The sequence below is a fragment of the Candidatus Krumholzibacteriia bacterium genome, from assembly GCA_035649275.1.
Taxonomy (GTDB): domain Bacteria; phylum Krumholzibacteriota; class Krumholzibacteriia.
In genome coordinates, this window is record DASRJW010000126.1 from 1 (window position 1) to 10,215 (window position 10,215).

7 protein-coding genes are annotated in these 10,215 nt (G+C 69.5%); 2 read left to right on the forward strand and 5 right to left on the reverse strand.

Annotation, left to right across the window (positions count from 1 at the left end; genetic code table 11):
* The 3 genes from VFE28_13585 to lnt form a co-directional block, all read right to left on the reverse strand.
* The coding region (locus tag VFE28_13585) for a 6-bladed beta-propeller (protein ID HZM17028.1) at positions 1 to 1,007 on the reverse strand (1,007 nt) is incomplete at its 3' end.
* Positions 1,008 to 1,223: 216 nt separating this feature from the next.
* A complete protein-coding gene (locus VFE28_13590; protein ID HZM17029.1) occupies positions 1,224 to 2,882 on the reverse strand; it encodes a tetratricopeptide repeat protein in 1,659 nt (552 codons plus the stop codon).
* Between the two features lie 32 nt (positions 2,883 to 2,914).
* Positions 2,915 to 4,465, reverse strand: a complete 1,551-nt coding sequence (gene lnt / locus VFE28_13595) for an apolipoprotein N-acyltransferase (protein ID HZM17030.1) — start codon at positions 4,463 to 4,465, stop codon at positions 2,915 to 2,917.
* Between the two features lie 398 nt (positions 4,466 to 4,863).
* Here lnt and VFE28_13600 point away from each other — a divergent pair, with 398 nt between their 5' ends.
* Positions 4,864 to 6,081, forward strand: a complete 1,218-nt coding sequence (locus VFE28_13600) for an acyl-CoA dehydrogenase family protein (protein HZM17031.1) — start codon at positions 4,864 to 4,866, stop codon at positions 6,079 to 6,081.
* 23 nt (positions 6,082 to 6,104) lie between these two features.
* On the opposite strand, the gene VFE28_13605 is transcribed toward VFE28_13600, so the two are convergent.
* Positions 6,105 to 8,690, reverse strand: coding sequence for a galactose oxidase-like domain-containing protein (locus tag VFE28_13605; protein ID HZM17032.1), 2,586 nt, complete (start codon positions 8,688 to 8,690; stop codon positions 6,105 to 6,107).
* Positions 8,691 to 8,864: 174 nt separating this feature from the next.
* Here VFE28_13605 and VFE28_13610 point away from each other — a divergent pair, with 174 nt between their 5' ends.
* A complete protein-coding gene (locus VFE28_13610; GenBank protein ID HZM17033.1) occupies positions 8,865 to 9,917 on the forward strand; it encodes a glycosyltransferase family 4 protein in 1,053 nt (350 codons plus the stop codon).
* Positions 9,918 to 9,921: 4 nt separating this feature from the next.
* On the opposite strand, the gene VFE28_13615 is transcribed toward VFE28_13610, so the two are convergent.
* Positions 9,922 to 10,215, reverse strand: a 294-nt coding sequence (locus VFE28_13615) for a glycosyltransferase family 2 protein (GenBank protein ID HZM17034.1), incomplete at its 5' end; no start/stop codon positions are given.

Consider the following 10,215-nt stretch of genomic DNA (forward strand, 5'->3'; position numbering starts at 1 on the left):
TAGCTGGCGAAGACGCCGGGCTCGTGCTCCCACATGCCCCGCCCGGAGAGTACCCACAGGCTGCCGTCCTCGGCGAAGCGGAGGTCGGCGACGGCCGCGTGCGTCGGGCTCACCTCGAAGGTGGAGCCCGGGTTCCAGCGCGTGATGGAGTCGAAGAACTTCTGGAAGCGCTTCTTGATCTCGCCGGTGCGGGCGAAGGGCGCGTACTTTGGCCGGTCGATGACGCGGTTCGGGCTGCCATCGGGATTCCACAGGGTGATGCGGTAGTCGTCGTAGGTGAGCGCCGACGCCACGCGGCCGTCCGGCGCCAGGGCCCAGCGGCGCTGGAAGTTGCTGAAGGTCTTCTCGACGAACTTCATACCGCCGAAGCGCGTTTCCGCGTTTTCCTCGTGGTAACGAGCGATTTGCTTGCCCTGGGGATCGAACGCCGTGAGGTAGCTCACCTGGTTCTGCTTGCCGTCCTGCGTGTGCTGCTGCGCTCCGGCGAGCACGACGCGGTCGGGCAGGCCGCGGCCGACGAAGACGAGCTGGAAGCCGCCGCCCGCCACCTCCGGAAGCGCGAAGTTGCCGGCGGGTGTGCCATCGAGGCCGAGCTTGACGATCCGTCCCGGGAAGACTTGCACGACCCCGAGCGCGTTGCCCGGACCGAGGAACAGGTCGCTGGCATTGCGGAATTCTCCCGGGCCCTCGCCCTCCCGACCGATCTGACGCAGGTGCTCCCCGGTCGGCGAGAAGACATGGATGGTCGAGAGCTGCCCATCGAGCACATAGATGTTGCCCTCGCGGTCGGTGACCAGTCCCGCCACCAGGCCGAAGAGGACGTCGTCATCCTCGCCGCCGCGACGCCAGAGCTCCTTCGCTTGCAGCCTGACTTCTTCGCCCGGGGTCTCGCTGCTCTCCACCACGGGCGCATTGCTCTTGCCGGCTTCTTGGCCCGGCGACGGTGTTGCCGCCGCGGCCCCTCCGACGAGCACGGCGATACCGAGGTTCCTGACGAGCTTGTTCACGATCTCCTCCGTCGGATGCGGCTCCACGGACCATCGAGGATGGGGAGGCGCGATTGTAGCACCGCCCCTGTGTACGGTTTGTACGGTGGCGGGGGCCGTGCCGTTGCCCCCACCGCTCGCCTCCCCACGCCTGGATGCGGGAGGTGGTGGCGAAGGCCATTCCGGCGCGGCCGATCGGGGTTGTTGGGCCTTGCAGCCGGAGAAATGTGGCGGCACTCACGGCTGCTGCCGCTGCTGCAGCCTTTCCAGCGCCTTCTGGATCGCCGGGTTGTCCGGCTGCAGACGCCGCGCTGCTTCGAGATAGCGCGCCGCAGCGGCGAAGTCCTCGAGCCGCAGCGCCACCATGCCGGCCATGCGCAGGGCCTCGAAGTTCTCGGGCATGACCTGCAGAGCGGCCTGGAACTCGGCGTAGGCTCCCTCGAGATCGCGTCCCGCCATCAGGAGACGGCCCAGGTACACGTGGGTGGCGACGCTCTGTGGTTGCAGAGCGAGCGCCCGGCGGTACGCTTCCATGGCGCCCTGGGTGTCGCGCTTCGCCTGCAGGAGGACGCCGAGATTGTGCCAGGCGTTGAAATTGCGCGGATCCAGCTGCACCGCGCGCCGCTGCGCTTCTTCCGCCGGGCCGAAACTGCGGCGCTCGGTGAGGGCGAGGCCGAGACGGTCCCAGAAAGCGGCACGCTCTGGCTCCTCGCGCACCGCTTGTCGCCAGATGGCGAGGTCGTCACGCCACAGGCGGGCGCGCCAGGAAGAGATCACGAGCAGCCCCACCAGCACCAGCGTCGCGACCGCCAGCACGAGTCGCCGCCACCAGCCGCGCCGCTCCCAGGCAGTCTCCACCAGAACACCCACCGGTGCGAGCCAGAAAGCGGAAGGGAGATAGAGAAAGCGCTCGGACAAGCGCGTCTCCTGCGGCAACAAGTTGAGAACCGGGAGCAGGGCGGCGAAACCCGCGAGTGCGGCGCAACGGAGGGCGGGGCGCGCTCGCGGCCGGAGCGCCAAGGCTCCGCCCCAGAGGGCGCCCGCGACGACGACCGCCGCCGCCGCCCACGCCACCCCGAGTTGCGCCGGCTCCGGTTCGACGAGGAGACGTGCCACGGGGGCGAAGAGAGCCATCAGAACGAACACGAGGCTCTGCAAGGGCAGGAGCAGATTGCCCGCCGCGGCAGCTCCCTGCGCCGTCGTCGGCAACAGCGACGGGAGCGCCGCCGCACGCAAGACAAGCGCCAGCGCCAGCGCGGCGGCGAGGGCGGCGATTTCCTTCCACGGCGCACGCCTTTGCACCCACCAGACGAGGGCCAGCAACACCGGCAGCACGATGGCGCTCTCTTTGGAAAGAAAGGCGAGCAGGCTCGCAGCGCCGACGCCGAGCCAGGCCCAGCGGTGCCGCGCACCCGCGGCGCCGAGCGCCAGCAGGACGAAGAGCGTCGCGAGTACGTCCACGCGCCCGGAGACGAAAGCCACCGATTCGGCATGCACGGGATGCACGGCGAAAACGAGCGCCGTCCACCAGGCGGCTGCCGGCGACACGCCCAGCGCGGCGAGCGCCGGAAGCACGGCGAGCGTGGCCAGGGTATGCAACACCAAGTTGGTCAGGTGCGCACCTTGCGGCCGGCCGCGCCAGACGTGCACGTCGAAGGCGTTGCAGAGAACCGCGAGGGGGCGGTAATAGCCCGAAACACCGGGAGCTTCGCTGCTGGCGTAGTAGTCCCGTCCGAAGGCGGCCCACCAGACATCGGCCCGCGCCAGGTCGGCATTGCGTTCGATGAGGACGTGATCGTCGAAGACCCAGCCCCCGCGGGGGACGGCGACTGCGAAGGCCAGCAGCGCCGCGACAGCGAGAACCACGAGCCGGATTCGTGCCCATCCGCGCGCCATGGAACCTGCGACCTCGGGGAGGAACGACGAGTTCAGGGGACGAACTTCCAGAGCAGAGCCGCCAGACCCCAAGCGAACCCAGCGAGGGCCACCACCACCCATTCCCCCGCTCGCACGTACGGCGTCACGGTCGCCGTGTGCAGCGGCAGTGTAGCGCGCAGCACCTCGGGCTGCCACAGCGCCGTCCGCGCCAGGATGCTCCCGTCGGCATCGATCACCGCCGAGATCCCGGTGTTGGTTGCACGCACGATGGGCCGGCCGGTTTCGAAGGCGCGCATGCGCGCCAGCGACAGGTGCTGCTCGGGCTCGGCGTAGCTCCCGAACCAGTAGTCGTTGGTGAGGTTGAGGAGCACTTCGGCTCCCTGACGCACGCCACGGCGGACGTAGCGCGGGAAGAGCAGCTCGTAGCAGATGAGGGGCGCGTAGCGCACGCCTTCCACTTCCAGCACCCGCGCGCCCGGTCCCGGGGAGAACTCGCCGGCGTTGGGGATGAGGTCGAGGAGAACGGGGAAGCGTTCGGCGAACGGGATGTGCTCACCCAGAGGCAAGAGGTTGTGCTTGTGGTAGCGCTCGCGCACCCGGCCGCGGGAATCCATCCAGAAGAGCGTGTTGTACACCCGCCAGGTGCCGGTGCGTTGCACCTGGAAATCATAGCCGCCGAAGACGAGGGGCACGTCGAGGCTACGGACCAGGGCGCGCACGGGCTCGAAGGCTTCGTTCCGTGGCGTCACCGGCACCGCCGTCTCGGGCCAGACGACGAGATCGGCACGCTGTTCCTTCACCGTCGCCTGGGTCATGGCGGCGTAGCGTCCGATCACGTGGCTCGCCATGCGGCCGCTGCTGCCCAACTCCTCGATGAAAACACCGGCGTCGCCGATATTGGTCTGTACGAGCGCGAGCCGAAGCTGCCTCTCCACCGGCAACGCCGCCATGAGGCGCTGCCGGCGGAGACCGTAGGTCCACAGGAGGGCGACGCACAACAAGCAGAGCCCGAGTTCCATGGCGCGGCGCCGCCGGCTCACGCCGCCACCTCCCCACCAACCGAGGCAAGCGCCGAACCAAGCCAGGAGGAAGGAGAGCCCGAAGGTCCCGACCAGGGCCGCGGACGCCGGCAGGAACGGCATGTTCCCCTGCGTCGAACCCAGCGTGTCGGGGAACACCTTCGGCACCACCTCTTCCAGCAGCGTATACAACAAGGCCGTCGCCGCCGCGGGCCAGCGCTCGAAGCGCCCGCGCCAGCGCTGCAGGATCAAAGCGAACAGAGTGAAGTTGATCTCACCGAAACTGGCGTAGACCAGGAGGAGAAGCGCCGCCACCGGCAAGGGCGCACGCCAGAAACGCATCGCCATGTCGGCGATCCAGGCGTAGCCAATGGCGCACATGACCACGGCAGCGAGGGCGCCGTAGAGCACCGCCTGGCGCCAGGTGCGGAGGCTGCGCATGGCGCGGACGAAGGGGAACAACACCAGCCACGCCAGCGGACCCGCGTGCACTGGAGGAAACGCCAGCGCGTACAACGCCCCGGCGAGGACGCAAAGCGTCAGTGGGTGATCCAACCAGCGGCCCAGTCTCGTGAGGCGCAATGGATCTCCACCTTTCGCAACGCCGCAGGCGCGACGGGCTGCCGCCGCGGCCCGCTCGCGTCGTGACCGGTCCCGGGAAGAAGGAAGGATGGGAACCTGCACGGGGCGCGGCGTCGTGTCGCACCCGTCGCGATGAAACCCGGAAGGTTAGCCTCAAGCCGCCTTCCTTCTCAATGCCATCGCGACCGCCCGCCGCGGCTCGACCGTGCCTCCCATCGCCGCGGGACGGCCTCCCATCGCCGCCGCCCGTCGGCCTGTGCTAGGCTCCCGCAGGTTGCCTGCAGGGCGGCGCGCTGCGATCGGCCCTCCTGGTCCGCCGAGTCCCGTGCCGGTTCTCGGTCCAGGGATTGCTGCGCAAATCGAGACCGCGTTTCTCGAGGAGCGGGGGCGAACCGGCCATGCCTTTCTTCATCCACGATCAGAAGCGCGCCCTGGGCCGTCTGCACGCCGGCGATCCCCAGCACGCCGATCTCATCGAATTCCTCGGATCGACGGTGGACCGCTTCGCCGCCGAGCGCCTGGCGCCGCGCGCTGCCGCGCACGACGAGGCGGAGACCTTCGATCCCGACACCTTCCGCGCCCTGGGCAGCACGGGTTTCATGGCGCTCCAATTCGGCGAGGATGTGGGCGGCCTCGGAGCAGCGTTCACCTATGCCGTGGCGGGCTTGGAGAGTCTGGCCAAGGCCGATGCCGGCTTCACCCTCGGCGTCGCCATCCACGGCACCACCGCCGACGGCATCTACCGCTACGGCAGCGAGGCGCTCCGGCAGCGCTACGTGCCCGGTCTCGTGCGCGGCGAGCTCATCGGCTGCTTCGGCCTCACCGAACCGGACTCGGGCAGCGACGCCAGGGCCCTGCGCACCACCTACCGGCGTGACGGCGATTCCTACCTGTTGTCGGGAACGAAGTACTGGATCACCAACGGCCCCTCGGCGCAGGTGTTCTTCATCATCGCCCGCGACAGCACCGCGGACCGTCTCTCCGCCTTCGTCGTCGAGCCCGGCTGGGCCGGGACCTTCGAGATCCAACCCATCAAGGAAAAGATGGGAGTGCGCGGTTCGAACACCGCCATGCTCGTCTTCGAGGACTACCGGGTGCCGGCGGAGAACCTGGTGGGCGAAGAAGGCAACGGCTTCAAGTACGCCATGCACATGCTGAACGGTGGTCGGGTCACGGTGGGCGGCTGGTCGACGGGGGTGGCTCAGGGGGCGTACGAGAAGCTGCTGCGCTATGCCCACGAGAGGCAGCTCTTCGGCAAGCGCCTGATCGATCTGGACAATACCAAGCGCGAGCTGTCCGAGATGCTCATCGACATCCACACCGGGCGGGTGCTCTCCTACGCCGCCGCTCTCGACAAGACCCGCGGCCTCGACTACGCCGCCGAGGCGGCCATCGCCAAGGTCGCCGCCAGCGAAGCAGCGGTCCGCGTCGGTGAGCGCGCCATCGAGCTGGCCGGCGGCTACGGCTACGTCCGCGATTCCCGCATCGAGCGCCACCTGCGCGACGCCCTGCTCGCCCGCATCGGCGAGGGCGCCAACGAGCTCCTCAAGATCATGGTGATCCCGCGGGTGATCGAGAAGCGCCTCGCCGCGGAACCGACACCCGACCTCTGGTAGCGTTGCTCAGCGGGTAGCGTTGCTCAGCGCGCCACGATGCTGCTCTTGACGAGCTTGCCGCGGCGCTCGCCATCCGGCGTCAGCAAGCGATAGAAGTACACGCCGGGAACGACACCCTCGCCACCCTCATCCCGGCCATCCCACTGCAGGTGCTGCATCCCCGGGAGCAGGCCGGGGGCGAGCAGCGTGCGCAGCCGCCGGCCACGCACGTCGAAGAGCTCGAGCCGCACCGCGCCAGCGCGCTGCAAGCCGAAGCGGAAATGGGTGCCGTCTTGGAAAGGATTGGGGAACACCCAGTCGCCGCTGCCTGCCTCGCTCCACGGTGCATCCACCGGCAGATCGGAACCGCCGACGAGCTCGAGCTCGATGCGCAAGGTCACATCGTTGCTCCCCAGCGTATTGTTGAGCCCGACGACGGCGAGGACGTTCTGCCCCTCCTGGAGCAGCGCCAGCGTGGCGGGGGTGGTGATCTCCTGGCGCTCGAAAGAGTGGATCGCCTCGTGGGAGCTGGTGGCGAGGCTGGTGTTGGTGATCGTCGCCGGCGCCCCCCGGTCGAAAATGCGGGTCCCGTTCAGGTAGACGGCGAAGCCGTCATCGTAGTCGTAGAGGATCGCGATCCGGGTCACCGACTGCACTTCGTACACCGTGAAGGCGCGCCGCGTGTACACGGTAGCGTAGTTGTTCTGCATGTCCGTGAGCACGGTGGCGTCGTCGCTGTCGCCGAAGCCGAAGCCGCTCGCCCCCTGGAGCCAGGAGGAATCGTTGAAGCCGAGGTTGGCCCAGGTGCTCCCGGGGTTGGTCGTGCCCTTGAAATAGCGCCAGATGCTGCCGATGGCGATCACCTTCCGCACCGTGCCGGTGGCGGTGATGTTCCAGCTCTGCTGGACGAAGCCGGAGCTGTTCGTGGCCCGCAGCGTGACGGCGAAGCTCTGCTCCGCCGTCGGGATCCCGGTGACGATGCCGTTGGCGCTGTTGACGATGAGCCAAGCCGGCGCCTGCGTCAGGCTCCAGGTGATCGGCCCCGGGCCGGTGGCGGTGGGGACATAGACGTACTGGGAGCCGAGGCTCGCGGTGAGCGACGGTGAGGAGGTGATGACCGGCAGGTTGAGCGGCGGCGGCAGGTCCACGAGCCGCTCGATGCGTCCCAGCGACGGAGCGCCGGAGTTGTGCACAAGGTAGAGCAGCCAGTGTCCCGGCGGCGCTGCCTCGTGGTCGTTCGGCGCCGCCACGCGGACGTTCCCCACATGGGGGAGGAACCCGAGCGAGAGAGCGCGCTGGTCGGCGTTGAAGCCGGCGCTCACCGTGCCGGCTCGTACCAGCCACACAGCGGCGATGGAATCGTCCGGCGTGTTGACCGTGAGGCTGTCGCCATACACCATCGAGTCCGCCACCGCGGTGATCAGCGGACGGGCGCCTTTGAACAGATACGGCGGGGAGAAGATCTCCGCGTTCGCGTGCAATTCCGAGCCCGCCTCACCCGTACCGCCACCGGCCACCAGCACCCGCGCGTCCGGGAGCAGCAGCGCCACCGAGCCGTTCCGCCGCGGCACCGCCATGGAATCGAGATCCGTCCAGGTTTCCAGCACCGGGTTGAAGCGCTCCGCGGCGTAGACGGCGTATTGCAGCTCGTCCCCCATCAACGTGCCCCCGGTGACGAGCACGCTGCCGTCGGCCAGGATGGTGGCCTGATGGTGACGACGCGCCGCGGACATGGAGGCGGTGGCCCTCCAGCCCAGGCCATTGCTGAGGTCGATGATCTCGCAGGTCGGTGTGGCCGGGCTGCGCCCGCCGAGGCTCATGACCCGGTCGGTCACTCCCGGAACGAGCACGGCGGTGCCGCCGTCGCGCGCGCCGAACAGCATGTCGCTCACCACGCTCCAGTCGCCGTTCCCGGTCACGTCCAGGAGTCGCGTGGTGCGCTCGGGGCCAGCCACGGCCACCATGCCGTTCGCGAGCAGGAAGCACCAGGGGCGGCGCGGCAGCGAGCGCGACGCATTCGTGAGCCCCACCCAGTTCGAGCCGGGCTGCGCCAGCTCCGGCACCGCCGCGGCCGCGTTGGGGGCCACGTCGCCCGCCACCGCCAGAGCGCGGCCATCGCCGAGGAGCACCGCGGTCGCCTCGTCGCGCCCCGTGATCAAGGTCGGCAAGGACTGCCACACATTGCCGATGACGTTGTAGCGCCACACCGTCGCGAGACCCGAATCCGTGGGCGCGACGCCGCCGAGAAGGATCAGCCGTCCATCTTTGAGGTTCGCTTGCGCCATCCCGCCCGGTAGGGCGCCCGGGGCCGCCGCGCTGGCGAAGGTGCCATTCGCCGGGTTCCAGATCTGCGGCAGGGCGCCGAGATCGTTCCAAAGGAGAACGCGGCCATCGCGCAGGAGCGCCGCGTGGGAAGCCGCGAAAGGAAACGCGATCGGCGCGCCCCACTGTCCGACGCTCCCCGGCTGCGCCGCCGCCGGCACGGTTCCCACGGCAAGGGGGGCGCCGAAGCCGACCAGGGCGAGGAGGAGGCGAGCGAAAGGAGTTGCCGCGCCGCGACGGCGCCACGGCAGCGGGCCGGGCCAAGCCGCCGCCAGGCGGGGGCACCACTGGTGTGAGGCGAGAAGCATCGTCGAGGCGCCCGCGTCTTCAAGAATCCAGGGATCAGGAACGAGATCAGGCCCGACCGGGCCAGGACCCGCGGGAAGGCGTCCCAAGATGGTAGCCGCGCCACCAGGTCAGGGTCAACGCCCCCAGCCCCCGCCCCTGCAGATGCTAACCTGCCGGCGGGAGGGGATCTCCTCTTGCCCCACACCGACGGCAGGCTCGATTTCGGCGTGCTGCTCCCCCACGTGCACGTCTTCGGCGGCGTGCGGCGCTTCCTCGAGATCGGCAATGTCCTGGTGGCGCGCGGGCATCGCTATGTCCTCTACCACCCCGAGGGCGCCCCGCCCACCTGGATGGAGTACCGCGGCGAGGTCCAGCCGCTGAGCGCGCTCGCTGCCCAGCGTCACGCCGTGCTGCTCACGGCGTCCCCGGAGCTCATCGAGCCCTTCGCGGCGGCGACCGCTCGCCTCAAGTTGTTCTACTGCGTACACAAGAATCTTCCGGGGGGCGCGATCGCCCGCCATCGGGGCTGGACCTTGCTGGCGAATTCCAGCGGCCTCGGCCAGCGCCTGTGGCGGCGCTATCGCGTGCACGCCGAGCCCGCCATCGGCGGCGTCGACATCCATCGCTTCCAGCCGCGGCAGACGCCGCGCGCCGCTCCCGAACCGTTCCGCGTCCTCGTCTTCGGCCGCTGGGCGCGAGCCGGCAAGGGCGCCGGCCTGGCCGTGCGCGCCGTCGAAGGCCTGGCGACGGCGCTACGGCACCGGGCTCCGGCATGGGCCGGCACCCTGGCGCATCCGGTGCAGCTCGTGCTCTTCGATCATGCGGTGCCGGGAGGCGCGGAGAACCCAGCGTCGCAGCTGCAATGCACCGTTCCCCACGAATTCCACTGGAACCGCGCGCAAGACGAGCTGGCGCGTTTGTACGCGAGCTGCGACCTCTTCCTCTCGGCGGAACGTCGCGCCGGCTGGAACAACACGGTGGCGGAGGCCATGGCGAGCGGCGTGCCCGTGGTCTGCACCCGTGCCGGCACCGAGGATCTGGCGGCGCACGGCGAAACCGCCCTCGTCGTCCGCCTGCGGCATCCCTTCTTCTTTCGCCGCGCCCTGCTCGCGCTCTGCCGCGACCAGGCCCTGCGCGAGCGTCTGGCCCGGCAAGGCAGGGCGCAGGCGGAGCGCTACTCCTGGGATCACGTCGCCGATCGCATCGAGGCGGTGTCGCGGGCGCGCCTGGCGTCCGCAGGTGCCTGAGGTTTCAAGGCGGCGGTGCTTCGCTCTGGTCGCGGCGCCGCAGCTCGTAGAGCTTGGCGTAGCGGAGGAAGACGTAAGTGCCGTGCAGGGCGGCGACGACGAGTCCAGGGATGCCGTCGCGGAAGCCGCGACGCAGCAGGTAGACGCGCAGGAACTCCAGCGGTGGCCGCAACACCAAGCCGGGGAGGACGCTGCGGGCTCCTGCTTCGTGCATCTGCATCGCCGCCAGACTGGTCAGGCCATCGATCTTGCCCAGGTGATGGCCGATGTCGCGGTACGAGTAGTGCAGGAGATCGTG